This window comes from Ruegeria sp. C6 (genome assembly GCF_056537625.1).
The window spans coordinates 133,240-157,406 of record NZ_JBQFRW010000004.1 but is presented as its reverse complement, the minus strand read 5'-3'; the positions used below and the strand labels follow the sequence as shown (position 1 = coordinate 157,406).

General features: G+C 55.3%; 20 protein-coding genes. 15 read left to right on the top strand and 5 right to left on the bottom strand.

Features of this window, described 5'->3' with window-relative positions; all coding sequences use genetic code 11:
* Nucleotides 1-265: 265 nt before the first annotated feature.
* Complete coding sequence (locus ACR0MJ_RS14640) at nucleotides 266-1,576, bottom strand: sensor histidine kinase (protein WP_480761482.1); 1,311 nt, start codon at nucleotides 1,574-1,576, stop codon at nucleotides 266-268.
* 53 nt (nucleotides 1,577-1,629) lie between these two features.
* A complete protein-coding gene (locus ACR0MJ_RS14635) occupies nucleotides 1,630-2,298 on the bottom strand; it encodes a response regulator transcription factor (RefSeq protein ID WP_170392736.1) in 669 nt (222 codons plus the stop codon).
* Nucleotides 2,299-2,437: 139 nt separating this feature from the next.
* Between ACR0MJ_RS14635 and ACR0MJ_RS14630 the strand changes: the two genes are divergently transcribed.
* From ACR0MJ_RS14630 to ACR0MJ_RS14610, 5 genes are all read left to right on the top strand, one after another.
* Nucleotides 2,438-3,526, top strand: coding sequence for a tricarboxylate transporter (locus tag ACR0MJ_RS14630; RefSeq protein WP_480761480.1), 1,089 nt, complete (start codon nucleotides 2,438-2,440; stop codon nucleotides 3,524-3,526).
* A 79-nt stretch (nucleotides 3,527-3,605) separates the two neighbouring features.
* Nucleotides 3,606-5,636: a tripartite tricarboxylate transporter permease gene (locus ACR0MJ_RS14625; RefSeq protein WP_170402503.1), complete on the top strand. Its 2,031-nt coding sequence runs from the start codon at nucleotides 3,606-3,608 to the stop codon at nucleotides 5,634-5,636.
* 92 nt (nucleotides 5,637-5,728) lie between these two features.
* The gene (locus ACR0MJ_RS14620) at nucleotides 5,729-6,817 is read left to right on the top strand and encodes a 4-oxalomesaconate tautomerase (protein WP_170402499.1); all 1,089 of its coding nucleotides are present in this window, start codon (nucleotides 5,729-5,731) and stop codon (nucleotides 6,815-6,817) included.
* Nucleotides 6,818-6,868: 51 nt separating this feature from the next.
* Complete coding sequence (locus ACR0MJ_RS14615) at nucleotides 6,869-7,105, top strand: hypothetical protein (protein ID WP_170513062.1); 237 nt, start codon at nucleotides 6,869-6,871, stop codon at nucleotides 7,103-7,105.
* A complete protein-coding gene (locus tag ACR0MJ_RS14610) occupies nucleotides 7,102-8,082 on the top strand; it encodes a D-2-hydroxyacid dehydrogenase family protein (protein ID WP_170402496.1) in 981 nt (326 codons plus the stop codon). The genes ACR0MJ_RS14615 and ACR0MJ_RS14610 overlap by 4 nt, the downstream gene beginning before the upstream one ends.
* Here ACR0MJ_RS14610 and ACR0MJ_RS14605 read toward each other — a convergent pair.
* Nucleotides 8,051-9,115 carry an AbrB family transcriptional regulator gene (locus ACR0MJ_RS14605; protein ID WP_480761476.1) on the bottom strand — a complete coding sequence of 355 codons (1,065 nt, stop codon included), beginning with the start codon at nucleotides 9,113-9,115 and terminating at the stop codon, nucleotides 8,051-8,053. The two genes, ACR0MJ_RS14610 and ACR0MJ_RS14605, sit on opposite strands and share 32 nt — an antisense overlap.
* Before the next feature lie 78 nt (nucleotides 9,116-9,193).
* Here ACR0MJ_RS14605 and ACR0MJ_RS14600 point away from each other — a divergent pair, with 78 nt between their 5' ends.
* The 3 genes from ACR0MJ_RS14600 to tcuB are packed head-to-tail and all read left to right on the top strand — an operon-like array spanning nucleotide 9,194 to nucleotide 12,340.
* The gene (locus ACR0MJ_RS14600) at nucleotides 9,194-9,874 is read left to right on the top strand and encodes a GntR family transcriptional regulator (RefSeq protein ID WP_170392730.1); all 681 of its coding nucleotides are present in this window, start codon (nucleotides 9,194-9,196) and stop codon (nucleotides 9,872-9,874) included.
* A gap of 11 nt (nucleotides 9,875-9,885) precedes the next feature.
* Entirely contained in the window at nucleotides 9,886-11,280 is a 1,395-nt protein-coding gene (gene tcuA, locus ACR0MJ_RS14595) for an FAD-dependent tricarballylate dehydrogenase TcuA (protein ID WP_170625053.1), read from the top strand.
* A complete protein-coding gene (gene tcuB, locus ACR0MJ_RS14590) occupies nucleotides 11,270-12,340 on the top strand; it encodes a tricarballylate utilization 4Fe-4S protein TcuB (RefSeq protein ID WP_480761474.1) in 1,071 nt (356 codons plus the stop codon). Before tcuA ends, tcuB begins: the two co-directional genes overlap by 11 nt.
* Nucleotides 12,341-12,566: 226 nt before the next feature.
* On the opposite strand, the gene ACR0MJ_RS14585 is transcribed toward tcuB, so the two are convergent.
* Entirely contained in the window at nucleotides 12,567-15,659 is a 3,093-nt protein-coding gene (locus tag ACR0MJ_RS14585; RefSeq protein ID WP_480761473.1) for a hypothetical protein, read from the bottom strand.
* Nucleotides 15,660-16,033: 374 nt separating this feature from the next.
* On the opposite strand from ACR0MJ_RS14585, the gene ACR0MJ_RS14580 reads away from it, so the two are divergent.
* Nucleotides 16,034-16,333: a hypothetical protein gene (locus tag ACR0MJ_RS14580; RefSeq protein WP_170402481.1), complete on the top strand. Its 300-nt coding sequence runs from the start codon at nucleotides 16,034-16,036 to the stop codon at nucleotides 16,331-16,333.
* Nucleotides 16,330-17,364 carry a hypothetical protein gene (locus ACR0MJ_RS14575; RefSeq protein WP_480761470.1) on the top strand — a complete coding sequence of 345 codons (1,035 nt, stop codon included), beginning with the start codon at nucleotides 16,330-16,332 and terminating at the stop codon, nucleotides 17,362-17,364. Before ACR0MJ_RS14580 ends, ACR0MJ_RS14575 begins: the two co-directional genes overlap by 4 nt.
* A 206-nt stretch (nucleotides 17,365-17,570) precedes the next feature.
* Here ACR0MJ_RS14575 and ACR0MJ_RS14570 read toward each other — a convergent pair whose 3' ends face one another.
* Nucleotides 17,571-18,473: a LysR substrate-binding domain-containing protein gene (locus tag ACR0MJ_RS14570; RefSeq protein ID WP_480761466.1), complete on the bottom strand. Its 903-nt coding sequence runs from the start codon at nucleotides 18,471-18,473 to the stop codon at nucleotides 17,571-17,573.
* 181 nt (nucleotides 18,474-18,654) lie between these two features.
* On the opposite strand from ACR0MJ_RS14570, the gene ugpB reads away from it, so the two are divergent.
* The 5 genes from ugpB (at nucleotide 18,655) to ACR0MJ_RS14545 (ending at nucleotide 23,771) form a co-directional block, all read left to right on the top strand.
* Nucleotides 18,655-19,965: a sn-glycerol-3-phosphate ABC transporter substrate-binding protein UgpB gene (gene ugpB / locus ACR0MJ_RS14565; protein ID WP_170392713.1), complete on the top strand. Its 1,311-nt coding sequence runs from the start codon at nucleotides 18,655-18,657 to the stop codon at nucleotides 19,963-19,965.
* Nucleotides 19,966-20,026: 61 nt separating this feature from the next.
* A complete protein-coding gene (gene ugpA / locus ACR0MJ_RS14560; RefSeq protein WP_155150415.1) occupies nucleotides 20,027-20,908 on the top strand; it encodes a sn-glycerol-3-phosphate ABC transporter permease UgpA in 882 nt (293 codons plus the stop codon).
* Between the two features lie 20 nt (nucleotides 20,909-20,928).
* Nucleotides 20,929-21,765: a sn-glycerol-3-phosphate ABC transporter permease UgpE gene (gene ugpE, locus ACR0MJ_RS14555; protein WP_170392936.1), complete on the top strand. Its 837-nt coding sequence runs from the start codon at nucleotides 20,929-20,931 to the stop codon at nucleotides 21,763-21,765.
* A gap of 3 nt (nucleotides 21,766-21,768) precedes the next feature.
* Complete coding sequence (ugpC, locus tag ACR0MJ_RS14550) at nucleotides 21,769-22,824, top strand: sn-glycerol-3-phosphate ABC transporter ATP-binding protein UgpC (RefSeq protein WP_170392711.1); 1,056 nt, start codon at nucleotides 21,769-21,771, stop codon at nucleotides 22,822-22,824.
* Nucleotides 22,824-23,771, top strand: coding sequence for a glycerophosphodiester phosphodiesterase family protein (locus ACR0MJ_RS14545; protein WP_480761463.1), 948 nt, complete (start codon nucleotides 22,824-22,826; stop codon nucleotides 23,769-23,771). Before ugpC ends, ACR0MJ_RS14545 begins: the two co-directional genes overlap by 1 nt.
* The last annotated feature ends 396 nt before the right edge of the window (nucleotides 23,772-24,167 follow it).

Genomic DNA, 24,167 nt, shown 5'->3' with positions numbered 1-24,167 from the left:
CGAAATCCAGTCAAATGTTCATCGATCAAGTGTTTGATCCCAAAGGGTCTCGCATTTGTCGCAGTTGAAATTACCGGTAGGCCTGAGGACGATGATCTTGGCACGACACGCATCGCCAATGCGGGCCCCCAACTCGCGCGGGGCCGGCACGTTTAGTGAACATCTCAGTCGCAGCAAAAAGGACGCGGAAAACCTACATTCGCAGCAATTTTAAATAATGTATTTCAATCCTGATAGGGGCCGGATTTGTCAAAAACGAAACAATTTAAAGGATTATCGGAAGCTCAAGCGTAACGCTCGCTCCTCTTTCGACCTGGTTGATTAAGACTGATCCTTCGTGGCGCTGGGCAACCGCAGAGACGATTGACAAACCCAGGCCACTGCCTTCGGAATATTCCAACTGGGAGAACCGACTAAATGCAGCTTCGCTTTGGTCGGGCGAAAGGCCAGCGCCGTCATCAGCGACAGTAAGCCCAACGTTTCCGCCGTCAGAACGCAGCACGACTGAAATGCGGCTCAGTTTAGCGCCACCGTGCTTAACAGCATTGTCTAACAGGTTCTTTAGAGCTTCAGTTAGAAACACCTGATCACCTGATACTATGACCGCCGTCTCTGGCATCGTGACATCAAACTCGATGCCTTTTGCAAGAATGTGAACTCCCATTTCTGCGCAGGCTTCTTCGACAACCGAGCGGAAATCAATTTCAACCATTTGATCTTGGTGCGTCGGTTGCCTGAGCCGTTCAAGTGATAGCAGTTGTTCAGCGACTGTTGCTGAGTTCTTTGCCGCTGCAACAAGCTCGATGATGCGCTTATCTCGGTCTTTATCGGTTTTCGCATCTCGAAGCGCTTCGGCCATCGACTGAACGGCGGCCGCCGGGTTCCGTAGCTGATGTGCGGCTTCGGATATGAACACCTGATGGGCATTGATACTTTTTTCCACCTGTCCAAAGAGTCGGTTCAAGGTTTTGACGACACCTTGAACTTCGGCCGGTACAGGGCGTTTTATCTCACTCAGGTCATCTGGGGAGCGCAGGTCGATTGCGTCCTGTAAATCCAGGAGGGGCCGCAGGCCGCGAGCAACTCCGAACCATACCACAAATGCCAGAGTGGCAAGTAGGATTCCCATGAGAATTCCTGCGCGGATTGACAGCTCATTTGCAAACGCGTTGCGATCCGCCATACGTTGCCAAACTGTGACCGTCGCATCTCCTATCAAATTTTCTATGGTCACACGTTCTGTCAGCTTAAGAACTCGCACCGGCTCGTCGCGATAGAGTGCTTCGAAAAACTGCGGCCTGTTCGCCTCTTGTGTAGACGGGTTCGCGGGTGCCGGAGGGTATGCATAGCCAGTCACGTAGATGCCACCCGGGCCCGTAACATGATAAAAGATCTCTCCGCCCGACGCGTCGCGGATCAAGCTGCGCGTGGTGGGCGAAAGTGCGTCACCTCCTGAAATCGCGACATCTCGTGAAATTGCAAGACCGGCAGATAGCAGGCTGTCGTCAAACAGCTCCTGAGCCGTTTCCTGGGCAATCATAAAGCGCCAAAGCCCAAGAAGGATCGCAAGCAACACCAAGGGTGTCAGGATAAGAATGAAGAGTCGTAGCCTGAGGGAGCCGTGCCTGATCACTTCTGCACCTCAAGAAGGTACCCCAGACCGCGCGCTGTCTTGATCTTAATGCCGAGATTCTGAAGGCGTTTTCGTAACCGCGACACATGAGGTTCAACAGCTGAGTCATCGACATCGGCCCCAACGCCATAGACATAATCTGTGAGTTGGCTTTTAGGAACAATTCTGCCCCGACGCTCCAACAGGCATTCAAGCACCGCTATTTCCCGCCGTGGTATATCAATGACTTCGCCCTGAACACTAACCTGACGCGATGCGCGGTCGAATTCGAGGCTACCGATGCTCTCCCGCGCTCCGTAGTCAAGCTCTTTGCGCCGAGAAAGTGCTCGGACGCGTGCTTCTAACTCGTCCATTTCGAAGGGTTTGACCAGATAGTCATCTGCGCCCATATCCAAACCGGTCACCCGGTCGCTTGTTTCGGTGCGCGCTGTTAGCAGGATCACGGGCGCACTGTCACCACGTTCGCGAAGCGACCTCAGGATGTCCAACCCTGACCGGCCGGGTAGGTTGATATCCAAAACGATCAAATCCGCGCCTTCTTGTTGAAGGTAAAGGTCAGCCGCATCTCCGTCAGTCAGTATATCTGCCGCATGACCTCGGTCACGAAGGCGATAAGCAATGGCATTGGCGAGTGGCTCATTGTCCTCGACTATGACGATCCGCATTAGGTCTCCTGCAAGTTTCGCGCAAGGTTGGCGCTCCATGATTGCCAGATGGGAGGGGGAATCAACCCCACAGTTCTATTTGCGATCACGGTAGCGCCGGGGGCGATGACGTGATTGTCTGGTCAACAGGGAGGAACCAATGACCATTTCCAACTTCACCCGTCGCGCCGTCGTGGGGCTGATCGCCGCCGCCGGTATCGCTGCACCTGCCGCTGCCGAGGTTGATTTCTCTGGCAAGACCATCGAATGGGTCATCCCGTTCTCGGAAACGGGTGGTTCGGCGAAATGGGCCAACTTCTTTGCGCCGCTTCTGTCCGAAGCTCTTCCGGGTCAACCGACCGTGGTCGTGAAATTCATGCCGGGTGCTGGTTCGACCAAAGGCGCAAACTGGTTCCAGGAACAAAGCCACGATGATGGAACCTTGTTGTTCGGCACTTCCGGTTCAACTCAATTCCCTTATCTGCTGAGCGATCCGCGCGTGCGTTATGAATACAACGACTGGATCCCGGTTATGGCGTCCGGGACGGGTGGTGTCGCCTATCTGAACGCAGAAGATGGTGCCAAGTTTGATGGCTCCGCAAATGCGTTGAAAGACACGAACTTCATCTACGGCTCGCAGGGCGCAACGCGTCTGGATCTCGTGCCGCTGTTGGCATGGCAAATGCTGGGTATGAACGTTGAGCCAGTCTTTGGCATCAAAGGCCGTGGCGATGGTCGTCTGATGTTCGAACGTGGCGAAGCTAACATCGACTATCAGACCTCATCCGGCTATTTGGGTGGATCCGCCCCGCTGGTTGAGGCCGGTCAGGCTGTGCCGATGATGACCTGGGGGGCGCTGGATGCCGATGGAAACATCGTCCGCGACCCGACCTTCCCTGATATTCCAACCTTCAAAGAGGTTTGCGAGGCAACGGATGGCTGTGAAACCAGTGGCGAGGCGTGGGACGCTTGGAAAGCGTTCTTTGTCGCGGGTTTCCCGGTTCAGAAGTTGGCTTTTCTGCCTGGTGATACACCACAGGAAGTGGTCGACGCCTACACCGCAGCGTTTCAGGCTGTGACCGAGCGCGACGACTTTGCTGATATTTCGTCCAAACGCGTCGGTAAGTACCCGGTATTTGTGGGCGACGGTTCCAAGGCGGCGCTGCAAACCGCGACAAACGTCGACGACAATGCCAAAGGCTACGTTCTGAACTGGCTCAAAGAAGCCTACGGTGTCGAGCTGAACTAAGCCCACACACCACAGCGCGCACCCCAATGTCGGGTGCGCGCTTTTTTAAACACAAGACAGTATATGAAAGGCGGCCGCTATGGAGGTTTTCGCCACCGCTCTTCCTGCGCTCAATGATGCGTGGGGTTTGATCCTGCAACCTATCGTACTGGGATATCTTGTTCTCGGTGTCGTTATGGGACTGGCCGTAGGTGTTTTCCCGGGACTTGGCGGTATTGCCGGTTTGTCCCTGTTGCTGCCTTTCATGTTCGGGATGGACCCAATCCTTGGTTTGGCGCTGATGATCGGGATGGTCGCCGTTGTTCCGACCTCTGACACCTTTGCTTCTGTTCTTATGGGGATCCCCGGCAGCTCCGCCTCTCAGGCAACTGTCCTGGACGGCTTCCCAATGGCGAAGAAGGGTGAGGCCGCGCGGGCATTGTCTGCCGCGTTCGCTTCATCGCTGTTTGGCGGTTTGGTCGGCGCAACCTTCCTAACAATGTTCATTCTGGTCGCGCGGCCCATCGTTCTGGCGTTTGGTCTACCAGAGATGCTGATGATCACCATCCTCGGCCTTTCCATGGTTGCCATTCTGGCTGGGCGCATCCCCTTAAAGGGCGTCGCAGCTGCTGGGCTTGGGTTGATGGTTGGCACAATTGGTGAGGCGGACGCTGGCGGTTCGCTCCGTATGGCAACCTATGACATTCCGTATCTGACAGATGGTTTGAAGCTGGTCATCGTTGGATTGGGCATCTTTGCCGTTCCCGAAATCGTCTCGCTGCTGCGGCAGGATCGATCGATTGCCAAAGGGGCTTCGCTGGGGGCGGGTTGGCTGGACGGCGTCAAAGACTGGGCCGCGAATATCTGGCTGTCTGTTCGCTGCTCGATCATCGGGGTGGTCGTTGGCGTCATTCCCGGCCTAGGCGGTTCGGTCGTCGACTGGATCGCTTACGGCCATTCGGTTCAATCGACCAAAGATAAAAGCAACTTCGGCAAGGGCGAAGTGCGTGGCGTCATCGGGCCGGAAAGCTCAAACAACGCCAAGGAAGGCGGCGGGCTGGTGCCTACGCTACTGTTCGGCATTCCCGGCTCGGGCTCGATGGCGATCTTCATCGGCGCAGTGGCTCTGTTGGGGTCTGGCGACATCGAGGTCGGTCCAAGCATGCTCAAGGACAATCTCGACATCACCTATTCGATCGTTTGGCTTTTGGCGCTTGCTAACGTCGTGGGCACCATCCTGTGCATCGCGGCTTCCGGAGGCATCGCTAAGCTGACAACGATCCGCTTCACCTATCTGGCACCTTTCCTGTTCATGCTGATCAGCTTTGCAGCCTTCCAGTCCGGTCAGAACTTCGAAGACCTTCTGGCGCTGTTCGTGATCGGCCTGATCGGGATCTTTCTGCGCCGGTTCGATTGGTCGCGCCCTGCCTTTCTTATTGGGTTCGTGCTGTCGAACCCGGTTGAGAAGTTTACCAATCAGGCGTTCCAGATTGCCTCATTCCGGTTCCGCAAAAGCTTTGGTGAGGGCATGGAGTATGTCTTCAGCCCGATCGTGATTGTTCTGATCTTGGTCACTGTGGCTTCGGTCATTTTAGGAATTCGGCAGGCTAAGATGATCATGGCCGAAGGTGAAGTCCAGTCTGGCAGCAAGCGCGCGCCGTTGATCTTCCTGCTGGTGATCATGGCCTACCTAATCGCGGCATTGATCAACGCCAACATGATCCCAGACTACAACATGACCGACAAGATCATCCCGTTGGTGATCGGCAGTGTGTCCTTGTTCTGCTGCGTGATCCTGCTGATCCAGATGATGCGGAGACCCGAGGGTGATGCAATCTTTGCCGATAAGGAAATTGCCGGTGAAGATGCGAGCGCTCCGCATGGGCTTTGGTCGACGTTGGCGTGGTTTGCAGGTCTTATCGCGGCAACGTGGGTTGTTGGTTTCATCCTAGCCCTGATCGGGTTTCTGATTGCCTTCTTCCGCATTCGAGCCGGTTCAAGCTGGCAGATGACGCTGATCCTGACAGCCTGCGGCATCGGTTTCATGTGCATCATGGCAGGCGCTCTGAACCGGGATTTCCCACCGGGACTGTTGCAAGACATGGTGAGCCTGCCATGGCCACTGAAATGAATGCTCCACTGAGGTCCGGCCTGCGAAGCAGACAGGTCGGACAAAGCTGAAAACACAACAGTTTTTGACGGTTTGTAGAGGAGGGGTTCGAGATGACCCAGACAGCAATCCCGTATATTTTTATGCGTGGCGGCACTTCGCGGGGCCCCTATTTTCGTCGCTCTGACCTGCCCGTGGATATGGACACGTTGGCTGATGTGCTGGTCGCTGCCCTAGGGGCTGGGCAGGCGTTTAACATTGACGGAATCGGTGGCGGTACTGCTGTGACGACCAAGGTAGCCATGTTATCTGTCAGCGATGATGAATGGGCCGATATCGATTATTTCTTCGCGCAGGTTTCGGTTGAGGAAAAGCTGGTCGACTTCAAGCCAACTTGTGGAAACATTCTTTCCGGCGTCGCTCCGGCCGCAATTGAAATGGGTTTGTTTCAGCCTCAAGGCGATGAGACCGTGGTCCGGATACGCGCAGTTAATACGGGTGCGCGAGTGGTTGCCAAAGTGCAGACCCCGGGTGGTGAACTGGCCTATGAGGGCGATGCCGAGATTGCCGGAGTTCCCGGGCAATCTGCACCGGTACAACTGAGTTTTATGGGAGTTGTGGGTTCGGCAACGGGTGCATTTCTGCCCACCGGAAATCTGCGCGATACGGTGCAAGGGGTCGAACTGACCTGTATGGATGTCGCGATGCCTATGGCTATGGCCCGCGCCACCGATTTTGGACTAACTGGGTATGAAAGCGCGGAAGAACTGGACGCCAACCGCTCTTTCTTTGCCCAGATGGAGGCAGTTCGGATCGAAGCCGGGGAACTGATGGGTATGGGGGATGTATCGAAATCGGTAACCCCCAAATTCGGGCTGTTGGCACCAGCCAAAGAGGGCGGAACCCTTGCAGTTCGGTATTTCATGCCATGGAAAACTCACCCGACAATGGCCGTTACGGGTGCGCAGTGCATGGCGTCTTGTGCTTTGACGCCCGGAACCGTCGCTGATGGGTTGTTGGACCGACCTAAGGCAAGCCCGGCTGAAGTTGTGCTGGAACACGCTTCTGGGAAGATTGATGTGCTGGTGGACTTCTCGAATGACGGGGACTTCAACGTAAACTCTGCTGGTCTGGTGCGGACTGCGCGAAAGCTTGCAGATGGGCATGTTTACATACCCGGATCTGTGTGGAGCGGCAGTTGAAACTGGGATCTCCGTTATGTATACTAAGGTATACAATATGAAGGTGCCACGATGAACAATTATTCTGAATGCCTCGATATTGCGCGTCAGGAACTCAGGCTGGCGCAGTCGGTCCTGCGGCGGGATATTGCAGAATACCCGACGCCGATCGCCGGGTGCGATGAGCAGTTCAACCATTTGCTGGATCAAAGCGAGCGGGTCCGCAATGCGCTTGCAGCACTCGATACGCTGCATTTTGTGCCGACGCCAAGAAAACTGAACACCGGGCAGGGTTTGGAAAGTCGATGAAGGTTCACATTCTGGATGATTGGTTTGATACTCTGCAGGGCTTGCCTTGTTTTGGAAAGCTATCCGACCATGAAGTGAAGATCTGGACAGATCATGTCGAGGATACCGATGAATTGGCAGCACGGTTGCAGAAGGCCGAAGCGTTGGTTCTGTTTCGCGAACGCACCAAAGTTACCCGCGAGTTGATCGAAAAGCTGCCGAACCTGAGATTGATAAGTCAGCGCAGCGTGTATCCGCACGTTGATGTGCAGGCATGCTCGGACAACGGTGTTCTGCTGTGTTCGAACATGCATGGTGGAACGCCTTCATATGCTGCAGCCGAACTCACTTGGGCGCTGATCATGGCTGGGATGCGCGATTTACCGGCGCAGATGGCCTCGGTCAAAGCGGGGCGGTGGCAGGCCGGAGTTGGCAAGACGCTGAGAGGGCGGCAGCTGGGACTGTACGGCTATGGCCGTATCGCACGCGTTGTCGCGGGCTACGCCGAGGCATTTGGAATGAATGTAGTCTGGTGGTCCTCAGATGAAGGCCGGGTTCGGGCGCAGGCAGATGGTGTTCAGGTCGCCGCGAACCGCGAAGCTTTCTTTGCCAACAGCGATGTTGTCTCGATCCATGTTCGCCTAAAGCCAGGCACAAACGGCATCATTACTGCGTCAGACTTCGCGCACATGAAGCCGGGATCACTGTTTGTGAATACATCTCGTGCTGGCCTTATTGCAAAAGGGGCATTGCTTGGGGCGCTGAATGCCGGCCATCCCGGGAAGGCCGCAATCGATGTCTTCGATTCCGAACCCCTCAATGATCCGAAAGACCCCTTGCTTTCGCATCCAAATCTGATTGCGACGCCGCATATCGGCTTTGTGACCGAGGATGAGTTCGATCTGCAATTTTCGGACATTTTCGATCAAGTGAACGCCTACGCTGCAGGCGCTCCGGTTCACATGATCAACCCCGAGGTTTGGACCAGCGCAGGATAAGGTTGGCCGCTATCGGCGCACCGATGATTACCAACACGATCCTTGTCAGATGATGCGTGATCACAAAGCCCAGATCCGCGCCTGAGACGATGGCCAGAACTGTCATTTCTGCCTGCCCGCCGGGGGCAAAGGCCAAAAATGCCTCGACCGGTTGGCCCAGCCCCAAGGTGGTGACAACGGCGGTGAAAGCGGCTGCCAGAACGGCGAGGACAATGACATAGGCGAAGCCCGCCGCTACCACACGGCGTAGTTCGACCCATGTGACACCTACGAATTTCACGCCGATTCCGCAGCCGATAAAGAACTGAGCCGCAAGGATGGCCTCGCGAGGCGGTCGGGTGTGAATGAAGTCGCCCAGTGACAACGCAGCCGTCAGGATCATTGGTCCTAGAATCGACGCTCCGAACAAGCCGATCCGCTCACCGCCTTTCCAGCCGACAAAGGCAGCAAGAACCATCAGCGCCAATTCATGTATCGGCAGGTTGCGCGCGGGCTCTCCGATTGGGTTGGTGAGTTGGGCGTCGTAAAACACCGTAAGAAACAGAGGGGCCAGCGTTACAATAATCAGAACGCGGGTTCCGTGGATCAGGGACAGCGTTCGCGGGTTAGCGCCAGCCTCGGCCCCGAAGATGATCATATCCTGCAATCCGCCGGGCATGGCCGCGTAAAACGCAGTCGTGGTATCAAAGCCCCAGACCTTGCGGAAGAAAGGCACTCCGACCAGCGCGATCAGCAGGATAAAGAACGGGATCAGTGCAATCGACGCTGCCATCTTCGGCAGTTCTGCAAATAGGGCTGGGGTAATCGAGGACCCCACAGCCACGCCAAGTATGGTTCGCGCCGCAATCGAGACCTGACCAAAGCCTTCCATTGGAGCATGAGCCAGAGCCGCAATCAGACACGCGCTCATCGGGCCGAACAGAAAAGGTAATGGCAGATCCAACGCCCAGAATAGCCCTGTGCCAAGAAGTGCCAAGCCCAGTGTTAAGGCCCGCTTTGCGAGGAGAGAAGGTGTTTTGTTCTGGGTGGGCAAAGTGCACCTTCCGACAATATTGACTCACTATGTATCCAAATGTATACAAATGGACGCAAGAAGACAAGTGAGCACGCGATGACCATTCAGGACGACCCCTTACAGCCTGGCCCGCAAGGCAATTCGGCGTATCAACGCCTGTTGGATGAGATTCGCGAGGGCACCCTTCTGCCCGGCGAGCGCCTGCGCGAGATTGAGCTGTCTGAACGGTTGGGTGTCAGCCGAACACCGGTGCGCGAGGCGATCCGGCAGCTGGAGACCGACGGCCTGGTCACGCATGTACCACGGCAGGGCGCGACCGTCCGCAGTCTGGATTACGCCGAGGTGATGGAGCTCTATGAGATGCGCGCAGTGCTCGAAGGCACTGCGGCCCGTCTAGCAGCGCGTGCGGCGTCGGATGTCGAATTGGACGAGTTGGACGTTTTGAATGATCGTTTGGCCGAGGCTGGCACAGGTCCAGACGCGGCTCGGATCAACCGGATATTTCATGCCACACTTTTGGATGCAGCCAAGAACCGATTTCTCGCGAAATCCATGTTGTCCTTGCAGAAGGCGCTGCTGATCCTTGGGCCGTCGCAATTGTTGGACGGAGATCGGGCCGAAGCGGCAGTCGCTGAACATCGGCGTATCATGGCCGCGCTGAAGGCACGTGATGGCGCGGCGGCCGAGACAGAAATGCGCGGGCATATTCAGGCCGCACAACGAATGCGTATCCGGGCGTTGCAGGAACGCGATCGGACAACCGACGAAAATCACTAGGTAGACAGGATATGGCCACCCAAAAGGAAGCTTACGATATCGCTGTGATCGGTGGCGGGAACGCTGCTTTGTGCGCCGCGATGACCGCCGCGGAAGCCGGTGCCCGCGTTCTGATACTGGAAACCGCACCAAAACCCTATCGCGGAGGAAACTCGCGCCATACGCGCAATTTTCGCTGCATGCATGGTGGCCCTTTGGGCCCGTTGATCGAAGAGTATAGCGAAGACGAATATCTCGCGGACTTGATGAAGGTCACCGGCGGCAAAACTGACGAGCATCTGGCCCGCCTCGCGATCCGCACTTCCGAGGAATGCCTGCCATGGATGGAAGAGCACGGTGTCAGGTTTCAACCCTCTCTTTCCGGAACACTTTCTTTGGCGCGGACAAATGCCTTTTTTATGGGAGGCGGGAAGTCTCTGGTGAATGCTTATTACCGAACTGCGGCGGGTTTGGGTATCGATGTTTTGTATGAAGCCGCCGTCACGCATTTGGAGCTGAACGGGGATCGGATCGAATGGGTCGACTATACCTATGAAGGTCAAAACCACCGGATAATGCCAAAGGCAGTCATCGTCGCCTCGGGCGGGTTTCAGGCCGATACGGATTGGCTGACCCGTGCATGGGGTGAGCCTGCAAAAAACTTTCTGATCCGAGGCACTCCTTATAACCGAGGCGTGGTCCTGGCTGATCTTCTGGACCAAGGCGTCGAGAGTGTTGGCGACCCGACCCAATGCCACGCCGTTGCTATTGATGGGCGTGCACCGAAATTTGACGGTGGTATTGTCACCCGTCTGGATTGCGTGCCGTTTTCGATCGTCGTGAACAAGGATGCCGAGCGCTTCTACGATGAGGGCGAGGATGTCTGGCCCAAGCGCTATGCAATCTGGGGGCGCTTGGTGGCAGCCCAACCAGATCAAGTTGGCTATGTGATCATCGACGCCAATTCGTTGAATCTGTTCATGCCGTCGGTGTTTCCACCGCTGAAGGCAGATACGTTGGAAGAACTGGCCGGGATGATGGGCCTGCCTGCCGGAAAGTTGACCGCAACAATCGCTGAATTCAACGCCGCCTGCGGAGATACAAGCGCCTTTCATCCGACAGAGCTGGACGGCGTTTCAACATCTGGCTTGAACCCGCCCAAGACCAACTGGGCGCGTCCGATCACCGAGCCGCCATTTTACGGTTATTCGCTGCGTACGGGCGTAACCTTCACCTATTTGGGCCTCAAAGTCGACGATGCCGCGCAATGTTCGAGCGCCGACGGCAAGATCAAAAACATGTGGGCGGCTGGCGAAACCATGGCGGGCTCGATCCTTGGGCAAGGCTATCTAGCCGGTTTCGGCATGACCATCGGAACCGTCTTTGGACGCATCGCAGGACGTGAGGCCGCCGCTTATGCAAACTGAATTGATACAGGAAGCCCGCCGTCAGGCTGAAATTTGCAACGCCTGCCGCTATTGCGAGGGCTATTGTTCGGTCTTTCCGTCGCTTCATGCGGAACGCGCGTTCTCGGATGGGGACATCACGCAACTGGCCAACCTGTGCCACAACTGCCGCGGCTGCTACTACGCCTGCCAGTACACAGCCCCGCACGAGTTCGACCTGAATTTGCCGAAGGCTCTGGCCGAGGTACGGAGGGACAGCTGGGAAAGCTTCGCATGGCCGCAGCCGCTGGCGCGCCGATTTCACACCCAGGGCGGGGCGATTGCGCTGGCACTTGTGGTCGGATTTGCCCTGTTGTTCTGGGCAATTCGCGCGATAGGTTCTAGCGGAGGGGACGGGTTTTATGCCGTTCTGTCGCATAATGCGATGGTTGCGATTTTTGCTCCGGCATTCTTGCTGCCACTCTTTAGCATTGCCATCAGCGTAAGGCGCTATTGGGCCGAGGTGGGGGGAAAACCCATCAAAATGGCGGACCTGCTGGCCGCCTTCAAACGAGCGGGTAAAATGCAGGATCTTGCCGCAGGTCATGGTGAAGGCTGTAATTTTGAAGAAGAAGACCGGTTCAGTCAGGCGCGACGTCATATTCACCACGCGATCATGTATGGCTTCCTGCTTTGCTTCGCGTCGACCTCGATTGCAACGGTTATGCATTATGGCTTTGGAATGCATGCGCCGTACGGGTTCTGGTCTTTGCCCAAACTATTCGGAATCTCCGGCGGTGTGTTGTTGACAGTGGGTTGCTGCGCCATGGCAATTCTCAAGCAAAGGTCCGATCGCAATCTCGGTGATGCTTCGGCATGGGGCGGCGATATCGGTTTCATCCTGTTGCTGGGATTCGTCGGTTTTAGCGGACTTGCTCTTTACGCTTTCGGATCAACGGCTTTGATGCCCGCGTTGCTTGCTATTCATCTTGGATCGGTCCTGACATTCTTCCTGCTAACGCCCTACACCAAGATGGCCCACGGTTTCTATCGGCTTGCTGCTCTTATCAAAGATGCGCAACGGAAAAGAGATAGTTACTAGGCTGCGGCGACCCTGTCGCCCCTTGGGAAGCGGTAGAAAAGTATACTTAAATCGCAGCTTGAGGTCTGACTTTGGGATCAGACAGGGCGGTCCCACCTTGGTGTCGTTGAAGCAAATTGCCCTCCTGTATGTAGAGCGCAATCACGATCATGATTCAGCCTAGCGACCGGCACCTCTAGATCGCGCAGCCCGGGCCGATAATGGCCCGGGCCACCCCCAGTTTGCTTTAGCTGGCCAGGCCGCAGGAGGAAGAGTCGCTGTTGTTGGTGGTGTCTGTTTCCGTCACACCATCGGCCGGATTGGCATTGACGGTGATCTTGAAGGGGATCTGCTCGCCACCTTTGACCTCGTCCGGGAATTCGAGCGATAGCGTGGTCTCATCCCCGTTTGGCCCCAGTGCTGGTGTCGGCAGATCGACCACCACGCCGCTCTGGAAGAAATCGACCCGCGTGGTCGAAGGCCCGGCAGCCCCTGCACCAATGTTACGCACGATGATCCTCAACTTGCGCGGCTCCTCACAATACCAAGCCGGGAAGGGCGGCGGGCCGGGCGGGAAGGGCTGCACCGGGATTAGGTCCGGCTTGTCCTCGGGTGGGGGCGGCGGCGGAGGTGGCGGTGGCGGGGGCGGTACCTTTTTGATCAGCCGAGGCACGACCGGTTCGACATCGATGGTTTCCACTTCGCCTTCACCATGGGCGGCGGTGTAGACCGCGACCACGTCCAGCGGTGTTTCGCTGTCGATAAAGACAAACCCTTTTAAGAAACAGCATTCGGCCACCCGCAGGTGTCGTGCCACATCTTCGCAATCGATCTCCATCGATTCCCAGGGACCGAGTTTGTTCTTCGTTCTGGCCGAGACATTGCCCGGTTTTTCGTTTGGCAAGGCCGACGACACCCGTTTACGAAAACGCACAGCATCGCCGCTGCCGTTTCCGATGTTGATTGCTGTGTGATAGCGGCCCTGGGACAAAATGCGGCCCTTGGAACAGCCGCAGACGAACTTGACGGCGTAACGATAGGTCATCTTCGTTTCTTCCTCCTCGCAGCAAGGGGTGTCATCTTCGGCGCGGTTCACCTCCATTCGGCGAAGGGCGACGTTGTTGTCACCAAGCGCCAGTCGATCGACAGGCAGACTGCCTGCGATCGTTTCGACATTGCTGCGGTCTTCTGGCGTATCCACGCTGGCAAGAATGTATTCCTCGCACAGGTCCTCGGGGCACCATGGGATCGGGCCGACGATCACTTCGTCGCCACAATGCACTGATTGGCCGATAGGTTCGCCTACGATAAGCGGATCCCAGTCATCCGGCCATGTGGTGCCCTTGCCTTCCGTCGCGCGGGCTAGTGACAAAGTCACTGATTGGGCTGGGTAGTTGCCGCGATTGCCGATCCGGACATACAGATAATTCTCGACGCAGCGGCGCGGAGTCTCGTGGTCGGTGCCGCCGTCAGGGCGGTGCCGATTCCAGATGCCGGGAGCATTGTTGCCCGGTTGGTGCCAAGGGTATTCACCCTGCCGTCCGTCATCAATGAAGACGTCAACATCAGGCGGGGATCCGTTGTAGAGCGCCTGTTTCTCAAAGCCCCAGCGTACCACTTTGTGTGCCCAGCCTCCGGCTGCACCGTCGAATTGAGCAGTGTTCTCGTCTGATTCCTGCAAGGCGCGGGAAAAACCTTCGACTGTGTTGGGCACGATCCCGGCCAAAAGCGGCACCGCCTGCAGGATCAGATAGATCGTGTAGCGGCTGGCATGCAGCCTGTCGTCTAGTTCTGTGGAATCACCTCCGAGAGATCGATAGATTCGGCCCAAAGTAGTGGCATTGATCTCGGTTGACCGATATCCGCCCACGTCCATCGTGCCACCCCAGCCCCAACCCGAGGCGACCGACCGATCCCATCGCCGGGTGATCAGGTTGCTGAAGGGGAAGGTGCGGAAACGATCCGGCGCGATACCCTGCGGATCGTAAAGTATTGCCGCCAGCGCGTCACCAAAGCCATGACAAAAGCCGAAATTAGGCCAATTGAGATGATCCCACAGCACCGCATGCCCGAATTCATGCGCCGATACGCGCGAGTCTGTGGCCATGCCGACTGTGGAGCCATTTGCCGCAAGCGCATAACGAAAGCGTAGTACACCATTGCCTATGGCATTGCCTGGCGCCTGAGCATTCACCGGTCCTGCAATGGGATTGAACCAGCGGTGATCAACATCCACTGGGAAGGTCACCCCGTCGAAATAGCTGGGCAGATCGAAGCCCAAAGACTGGACGAAGCGATACAGGAAATCATGGTTGTAGTACGCACAGACCGCCGCGAAATCGTCGCTGTCGGCGGGATAATCAAAGATCGATGCTGCACCGGCGTTTTCAGTCGGTGGGGCGATGTTTGGTGTGTCGAGATCCCGTACCGCCACCAATTCGCCGCTTAGTTCCACCGGTGCGCCACCGCCCGGTGATATCAACCGTTCCAGCGCCACCAGTTCGCGTTGCGCATCCAAAAGCGCAACCGGGGCCGTCGGATCAAGCTCTGAATCTCCTGAAAGTGATATCGGGTCGTCTGTGAAGACGTAACCCGAAACACACCCCACCAATGGCCGGATGTAAAGCACCGCGCCGGTTTCCCAATCGACCAATGCTCGCCAGTTCAGCTCTCCGTAGTCGGGAATTTTGCAGCCAAAATGCACAAGGCTTACGAAACGCCATTCGCCGTCCTTGATGCCCTTTGGTACACGACCAATCTCTGGCAGCGGGGTTAACTCGGCCCCTTCGATCTCGCCCGGTTCTTTGTCTGGCAGGCGATGTTCTGCGTCGTAGCGATAGACAAAGTCCCGGGTGTCATTAACCTTGAATTTTGTGAACTTGGCCCCTTTCACAGCTTCGCGCAGAACCGTGCCAGCTTGTTTGTCGCGGCCAGCAGGCGGAGTAGGGGCGTTGCTGAGTTCGATATCGGCAGCAACACTTGAGGACGAACCGGTGACCACATTGTCTGGGCCGGCCATGCGCAGTGTCAGACCGCGCTCCCAGACCGGGATGCCGTGATGTGTCTGACGAAATGTGTAGACCAGAAAGGACTGTACTGCCTTGGCTTCTTCCAGCCGTAGCTTGCTGCCCTCCTCGCGATTATACTTGCCTGAAACACTCTCGCCGAGCCTGTCAAGAAAATCAGGCTTTATCCGGTAAAGCCCCGCCACTTCGGCGGCATAAGCCTGCGCCACATCCAGCGCACTGGTTCCTTTAGAACGCCCTCCAAGAGGGTCGCCATGATGCTGAAGTCCAATGATTGCGCCGTCTGGCGCGCGTTCAAATACTGTTTCCGGCATGTCTGCCTCCGTTCAAAAGCATTCTGAAACGCTGGCCCAGAGGCCCCGGATCGCCCGGCCGAACGGCAAAAAAAGAACTTGTTGTAATAAAAAAAGAATAACGAAGCGCGATGGCCGGAGAGACCCAGCGGCGATCCTGCCAACAAAGCTATCGTAGCATTTATTGCCGATTCCCGCAAAAATCTGCCAGCTAAATCGGAAGGCGCGGTCACCTTTGCTTTGCTATCGCCGCTCCCCCGAGGCTCTCGGTCAATGCGGAGCTGTAGCTGCAGGTATGTAACGGTTAGCGCCGTACGACTGGCATCGAATTTGCAACGCCATCACGGATGTAATCACTGTGTTGCTGAAGAAGAGGGCCATCAGACTAGGAAGCCATGAATATCCTCTACGCGGACATTCACATTGATGGCCTAGAATGGTGCGACCGGATTTTCGGGAAATACCGTCCTATCGCACCGCTGCATTGCCTGACCAGTCGTTCGCGACAACGCTTGGCATTTTGGGCGCTATTAGAAATGGTGGCGCGGAATTGCGAGCGCGGCGAGATGAGTTTTCCGCATTCCTGTTGCATAAGCTACATCAGCTTTGTTTGGGCATACCCAAGCAACCATCTTGGGTTGGTGCACAAAGATGGTAACCTGATCTGCAAGACGATTGCAGGAGAAATGCCATGAACAATTCGTCGCAGCTTTGGGGCACTATGTCAGTGCGCGATCACCTTCGACCGAGCGCTTTCGTCGCCGAGTTGGTGCTTTTCGAGACACTGGTGATCCCCCGGTCACCGCAAGGAACGACCTGGCCTGCAAAATGGAACCCGGTGCGCCAGGACAAGATACTAAGCTGGATTCCCAGTGAACGTTTGATGGAGGTTTCCTGGGACAACACGCACCACATGGAGTGGAAAAAACGAAAGATCGCTACGGACGCCGAAATGGATGTGGCCGATCTTCAGCAACTGCCCGGATTCGAAGCAGCGCAAAAGGAAGAGGATTTCGATGCGCCTGCGTTTCACCTAACCCGTCGGGTTCTTCAGGATTTCGTGGATGCCAAACGGAACCGGGCGCTGATCAAGGGAATACCTCTCACCGAGGTCGCAGTTATCCCGGCCTATGATGGCCCTCAGGCTTTCCTTGATGACACTCCAGAGCAGGAACCTTTGCTGCGTGCGTTTGGTTGGGAATTTCTGGTTCCACATCACGAAACTGCTGAGGGCAAGACACGCTCTCATCAAGATCAGATCAAGGCCGCGCTTGATCTTTGCGCAATGCCTGAGGTGCAGGAACACCGCAACGCCTTGCGTGCCTGGACATCGGTCGAAGCTTTGAGAGGAACCAGCAAACAAGAGGCGCGCGAGCGCATGGAGACGCTGGTTAAGGCCTACGCAAAGGCTGTTGCAGCCACCAAAATACCAGTCAGATTGAAATGGGGCGCGGGCATCGCTGAATTCATTGGTGCGATCGCAGCTCTGTCCATCAATCCTGCCTTCGCACTGCTCGGACCGGCGATCAAATTGGGCGAAACAGCAGTCGAGCCCCGTGTTGAAAAGGCGGCAGAGAATCCCGATGCCATAAAACCCGCAGGATTAATCCATGCCATGCGAGAAGAGTTCACAAATGCTCAGGTCGCACACCTGAACTTTGACGACGCTCAGCGGACCAGGATCGAAGATCACTGGCCCAACGGGTCGCCATATCTATTCCTTTAGCGAATGATAAGAATCCCATCATCAACACATAGACATACGCATTGGGCGTATTCACTGGTCATGGCTGAATGGGTGTAGATCGCTTTGGTGCTGGATCCGGATGATGCCCAGAGGTCTCAAAACTCTGATGTTTCTTATGCAGAAAGGGGTAGGTGATTTGTCGGCAGCGCAAAGGCTCTTTCATGTGCCGTGGGTTTTTGACGGGCTCATTGGGCTTTGAACGGTTTTAAGCTCTCTTGAAACTGTTCGATGAATTCGAGTGTCACTAGTGACGGTTGTTTCAATATTGGGCGCACAAGCGATAGTGTATGTGGAAGCAATGGCTTGAACGGCCTATAGCTCAATCCACGCGTTGAATACTGGACGGCGTCCAGCTCGCTTACCACGGAAACTCCGACACCTTTTAGTGCCAACTCACAAGCTGCGGTGAACTGCCTGACTTCGATGTGGGAATTCAACTCTACGTTGGCGCTCTGAAACGCTTTGGAAAGCCGCACAAAAAAGTCGCTGTCGCGTCGTGTATGGATAATTTTAGCATCTTTAATATCCGCTGGTGTCACCTCAGAGAGGCTTTCCAATTCATGTCCGGTGGGAAACACACAAACTGTGCGGACATTGATGTTTCTGCTTTCAACGGCCGGGTGACCGTTAAAGCTGTCCGTGATCCCGAAATCATACTGCTCACCTATCATCCACTCGAGAATCCGTTCCGGTCGGTCTGGTTCAATCGTCAGGGTGACGCCGGGCCGATCCTGCAAAAACTTGGCGACGACATCGGGAAGATGACTTGTGGCGAATCCCGGTAAGCAAGCGACGCGGATGTGACCCGCTTTGCGCTGTGTGATGTCCTGACTGACATCCGAGATTTGCTTCATCAATTCCAGAACGCGCTCTACGCTGGGTTGCAGATATCGTACCTCCTGCGAGGGCACCAAGCGACCTTCGCGGCGATCAAAAAGCTGAAAGCCAAGTGATTTTTCCAAATCAGAAAGCAGTCTGCTGACTGCGGGCTGACTTATCCCAAGATCCGTTGCCGCAGCAGTGACCGACCCATTGGTGGAAACGGCCATGAGCGCTTCCAATTGCCGGATCCGCAAAGTTTGACTCATATTTTGAACCTGGTTCGTTGATTGCCTGGTTGGTTTATAATGTAATGTTATGTTTTTCTCAAAAATTAAATGCTTGAATTATAAAATTGTAACGTTAACGTCGTGAAATCGTCATGTGTGCTGATTACGCGTTGCGGTCGGTATTCAACGAAGCATCAACCCCTGATGCATGGGAGGAATCATGAAAAAGAATTTTCTAGGCGCTCTCGCCTTAACAACTGCTCTGTCGCCGGTGGCGGCTATGGCGCAAACCGAAATTCAGTTCTGGCATGCCTTCACCGGTCGACTAGGCGATCTTGTGAAGGCTCAGGTTGAAGAGTTCAATGCCAGCCAAGATGAGTTCACTGTAGTAGAAAGCCATAAAGGCAACTATTCGGAAACCTTGAATGCGGGTATTGCTGCTTTCCGAGCAGGTGAACAACCACATATCCTGATGGTTTTCGAAGTAGGCACGGCAACGATGATGTCGGCCGAAGGGGCTATCAAACCCGTGTATGAAGTGATGGCTGAAAGCGGTGCATCATTCGATCCTGATGCCTACATTGGTGCTGTCAAAGGCTACTATACGACCACTGACGGGGACATGCTGTCGCTGCCCTTCAACTCGTCCACACCCGTTCTCTGGGTCAATCGCGATGCTATGGAAGCGGCGGGTGTTGACCCTGACACGGATTTGTCGACCTGGGAAAAGGTTGGTGACGTTCTTGACCAGCTTAAGGCTGGGGGTGAAGACTGTCCGCTGGTCACTGCTTGGCAAAGCTGGATCCACCTTGAGAACCTTTCGGCCTATCACGACGTCCCATTCGCATCGAAGGACAATGGATTTGCCGGTCTTGATACCGAACTGATGTTGAATGGACCGACGCAGGTGGCGCACCTGACCGCGATGGGTGACTGGGCCAAAGATGGTAAATTCATCTATACCGGCCGCAGAAACGAAGGTGGCGCGAACTTCCGGGCAGGTGAATGCGCGCTATTCACCGAAAGTTCGGCAGGCTATGCCGGCATTAGCTCTGAGGCTGAGTTCGAATTCGACGTGCGCCCATTGCCCTATTGGGAGGCGGTCGTAAGCGAGCCGCAAAACACCATTATTGGTGGCGCTTCGCTTTGGGTGATGGAGGGTCACGATCCTGAAGAATACAAAGGTGTCGGTGAATTCCTGAGCTTCCTGTCGTCTTCGGACGTTCAGGCGAACTGGCACCAGAACACAGGGTATCTTCCAATCACCGCCGAAGCTGGCGTCGCGACCCGAAATGCTGGTTTCTATGAAGAAAACCCAGGTACTGACATTGCTGTCATACAGATGACCGCCAAAGAGCCGACTGCGAATTCGAAGGGTCTGCGTCTGGGGTCGTTTGACCAGATCCGCGGCATCATCGACGAAGAGCTCGAGGCTGTCTGGTCCGGTGAAAAGACCGCTCAGGAAGCAATGGACAGTGCGAAAGAACGCGGCGATGCCCTGCTGCGCCGGTTCGAGTCTGCCAATCAATAAGTCCTAATTCGATGCGGGCCTGTTTCGGGCCCGCATCTTCTTTATTCGGTGGTTTATCGGGATGGAAAAACGCGTCACCTTTCGCGGCTGGCTTCTGCCATTGGCTCTAATCGCCCCTCAGGTCATTATCTCCGCCGTTTTCTTTTTCTATCCGGCCGGGCAGGCGGTGTGGCAGTCCCTGTTCATTCCTGACCCATTTGGGCTGTCGTCCCAATTTGTTGGATTGGGTAACTTCGAGTTTCTGCTGAGCGACAAGTTCTATCGCGCATCTTTCGTGACGACGGCGGTGTTTTCAACGCTCGTAACACTGTGTTCAATGATCCCGGCGTTGTTTCTGGCGGTCATAGCGGACCGCCTGATCAAAGGATCGGGTGTTTACCGGACGCTGCTGATCTGGCCCTACGCCGTTGCCCCCGCTGTTGCAGGCGTGCTGTGGCTGTTCATGTTCAACACGCGTGTTGGTGTCGTGTCGTGGTACCTCGGCCAGCTTGGTTATGACTGGAACCACGTTCTGAACGGCACCGAGGCCATGGGCCTGGTGGTTGTAGCCTCAGCCTGGGGGCGTATCAGCTATAACTTCTTGTTCTTCTTCGCAGCGCTGCAGTCGGTCCCAAGATCGGTGATCGAGGCTGCGGCAATTGACGGCGCGCGCTTCTGGCGCCGGTTCTTCACAATCGTGCTGCCGCTTTTGTCGCCAACCGCGTTCTTCCTGTTAGTGGTGAATGTTGTCTATGCATTCTTTGAGACCTTTGGCGTCATCCACACGATCACTGGCGGTGGCCCACAGCAGGCGACGACCATTCTAGTCTACAAAGTCTTCTCGGATGGGTTCGTTGGACAAGATCTCGGTTCGTCCTCCGCTCAGTCCGTCATCCTGCTTATTGTCGTTGGTCTGCTGACCGTCATCCAATTCAAATACGTGGAAAAAAGGGTGCACTACTGATGGCAGCCCAACAACACGGAATGGTCGAAAAACGTGGCATGGGGATCTGGTTGACCCATGCCATGATGATCCTTGGCGTCTTAATCATCTTTTTCCCGATCTGGCTGGCGTTCGTGGCATCGACTGTGACCCAGCCGGAAATCGTGTCGCCGCCCATGCCCATTCTTCCCGGCGATCAATTCTGGGAAAACTATAAGGCCGCGCTGTTTTCCGGCGTGAACGTCCCGGTCGCCACAATGTTGTTCAACAGTCTCGTGATGGCCATCGGAATCGCAGTGGGCAAGATCATAATTTCGCTGCTGTCAGCTTTTGCGATCGTCTATTTCCGTTTTCCCGGGCGAACGACGTTCTTTTGGCTGATCTTCCTAACGCTGATGCTTCCGGTCGAAGTTCGTATTGTGCCGACGTTCGAAGTTGTCGCCGGGTTCGGCATGCTCAACAGCTACTATGGGCTGATCTTCCCCTTAATCGCCTCGGCCACGGCAACGTTCCTGTTCCGGCAGTTCTTTCTGACGATCCCGGATGAACTGGCCGAAGCTGCACGCGTCGATGGTGCCCGCCCGATGCGGTTCTTCATTGATATCGTGGTCCCCATGAGCCGAACGAATATCGCGGCGCTATTCGTGATCCTTTTTATCTACGGGTGGAATCAATATCTCTGGCCGCTGCTCATCACTACCGATCCTGAAATGAACACCATCGTGATGGGTATCAAACAGATGTTCCCATCCGGCGACGACGTAGCTGAATGGCCGGTCATCATGGCCACTTCGATTTTGGCAATGATCCCGCCGGTCATCGTAGTGGTGTCTATGCAAAAGCTCTTTGTCCGCGGCCTTGTCGATAGCGAGAAATAAGAAATGGCAACAGTAAACTTAGAGAATGTCAAAAAGAGCTTTGGCCCGACGGACGTTATCCATGGCATCGACATAGATATTGCGGACGGTGAATTCATTGTGATTGTTGGCCCTTCGGGCTGCGGAAAATCCACGCTTTTGCGAATGGTTGCGGGCCTTGAAACCGTAACGTCCGGTGAAATCCGGATTGGAGAAGAACGAGCCAACGACAAAGAGCCGATGGATCGCGATATCGCGATGGTGTTCCAGAATTATGCGCTCTACCCACATATGTCGGTGCGCCAGAACATGGGGTATGGGCTAAAAATCGCGGGGCTTCCAAAAAACCAGATTGACCAGAAGGTGACCGAGGCCGCCAAACTGTTGCAGCTGGAAGCTTTGTTGGACCGCAAACCCCGGCAGCTTTCAGGCGGTCAACGCCAAAGGGTGGCAATGGGGCGGGCAATTGTTCGCGAGCCGGCGGTTTTCCTGTTTGATGAACCACTCTCAAATCTTGATGCCAAGCTGCGTGTTCAGATGCGTTTAGAAATTCGCGAGCTTCAGGAAAAGCTTGGAATTACATCGCTTTACGTGACTCACGATCAGGTCGAAGCGATGACGATGGCAGACAGGATGATCGTGATGAACGGAGGCATCGCTGAGCAGATTGGGACGCCATTGGAGGTATATGAAACACCAGGAACCCTTTTCGCGGCTCAGTTTATTGGTAGCCCTGCAATGAATATCTTTGATGCTCAGCGTGAAAACGGAACGGTTAAGATAGGGGGCTTAGAGATTGGCCCATCCACGGGGCCTGATACCCCACTAAAGCTTGGAATCCGACCAGAGCATCTGTTTCTGGACGACAATGGTCCGTTGGAAGCCGCTATTCAGATGGCGGAACCGCTAGGCGCAAACACCTTATTGCATGGCCAGCTCACGGATGCAGGCGACGCGATTACGATTAGTCTTCCGGGTGTCCACCCAATCGAAGGCCGGCATCCGAGCATGCGGTTCTCAGTTGCCTCAGAGCACATGCATCTGTTTGACCATTCATCCGGCAAGAGGTTGGAAGGCTGATGGTCTTTCCACAGGTTGAAGCCTTTCGTGGTGGCAAAAACCTGATCCGGGTTGTGGGGCATCGAGGTGCGCGGGGTGTGCTGCCCGAAAACAGTATGATTGGCTTTGACTTTTTGCTCTCTATCGGCGTCCCGCTGCTTGAGTTTGATGTTGTCCTGACGGCCGATGACGTACCGGTCATAACCCACAACCATCGGCTGCACGCTCCCAGCTTTCGTGACGCAAATGGCCTGTTTCTGACCGGAGAAGAGCCGAAGGTCTCGTCATTGACGTTCGAGCAAATCCAGCAATTTGACATCGGGCGGTTGGATGGTCATTCGGCTTATGGCCAACGGTTTCCGGACCAGGCTCAACTGGATGGCATCCGTGTTCCAAAGTTGCAGGATTTGCTGGATTTGGTTGATGATCCAAAATACGGCGATGCCTATTTGATGCTCGAACTGAAGTCGGATCCGGATTTGGCTCACGATGCGCTTTATAGGAAGAAATTTGTCGGGCGGGTTCTTCAAGAAGTACGTGACAAAGGATTGTCTTCGCGCGCGGTGCTCCACAGTTTTGATTGGAACCTGTTGGAGGAGTGTCAGCGGCAGGCTTCTGACATGCCGTCTTCCTACCTGACGCAGCTTCCGGAAAACGCGGCGGATGTTGGTGAGGATTCCTCGAAAGCGGTTTGCCCTGACTTTCGTGGTCGTCGTGATGAAATTCCAAATTTGGTCAAGCAAGCTGGCGGTTCGCTTTGGTGCCCATACTACACGGATGTAACGGCTGAAAATGTGGCGCGCGCAAAAGAACTGGGCCTATGTGTTGCCGTGTGGACGGTCAATTCGCACGAAGAAATAGGCAGAATGATCGACCTGCGCGTGGATGCAATTGTATCTGATTATCCTGGGCGGGTTCAAAGGCATCTGTCGGATTTGGGCATGAGGTGGAGTGTCGATTGCCGGTGAGCACCGCGCCACAAAAGCTGACGCCGTTCATGTTCTTTTCAGTTGCAGTTGGGAAGGATCAGACACTTCAACTAGCTTAAATCTGAAAAAGCACCATCGCTTAAAGTGCCGTGCAATTGACAGGTAGCCGATAAGACTGGAAGAACTGTCGAGCATTTATCTCCTAGAAGAACCTGAGCCCTCGACAGGCGAAGTAGTGACCGAAACTGCACTCGCGCCATGACACTTGGGTGATGTTTTGGGGTCAAATACCTCAAGGGCTAACTATCTATACCACTGCAGTGATTTACCCCCGTAGGTCCTGCGGGGGATTTCGGGGTACTGCAGAACTTTTCCTACCCCTAAGCCATCACCGTAGACCATACCGTAGACCCGCTGGTGCCTGTTGACCTCAGC